Below are 583 nucleotides of genomic sequence, written 5' to 3' on the forward strand. Positions count from 1 at the left end.
GACTGGACACTACGTCTGCACGACTTCGGACAGGTATTCAAAGCATTCCTCAACGAGAAAACGCCCGTGCCAAAAGAGCGCCGCACACTCAACAACCAGTGGGAATGGACCCACCTACGGGTGCGCAAAGCCTACAACTCACTGCTGCATCTATCGCGCAACAACTGGCTGTTTACCTACCTGCAGCCACCACCGAACGCGCTTGAGCCTCAACGCTGGGCTTCAACAACAAACAGTCTGGAAGGCGGCATCAACGCCGGGCTCAAACGCATCGCCGACGCGCATCGCGGCAGATCCGGAGAACGTCAACGAAAAATGCTCGAGTGGTACCTCCACTCGAAAACGCAACTGCCTGACGACCCACTCAAGATCGCCAGGCAGTGCAATTACGGACAAGATCAACTCGCCAAAGTCAACGATCTTGCCGAAGAAGACCACAATAAAGCCGACCAGGAAACAGGACGACCAGCCTTCTACGACAACGCTATCCCAACCGAGTACGAACACAACATAGGGATCAGAAAAGGACCAATGCAATAAAAAAGGGCCCACCCAGCGACACGCCGAGCGGACACACTTTTTG

General features: G+C 54.5%; 1 pseudogene. It reads left to right on the forward strand.

Going from position 1 to position 583, the window contains the following annotated elements:
* A pseudogene (locus CORAM0001_RS10840) lies at nucleotides 1–540 on the forward strand (IS1249 family transposase); the annotation flags it as partial.
* Nucleotides 541–583: the final 43 nt, after the last annotated feature.

The sequence above is a fragment of the Corynebacterium amycolatum SK46 genome (genome assembly GCF_000173655.1).
In the GTDB taxonomy this organism is placed as follows: Bacteria; Actinomycetota; Actinomycetes; order Mycobacteriales; family Mycobacteriaceae; genus Corynebacterium; species Corynebacterium amycolatum_A.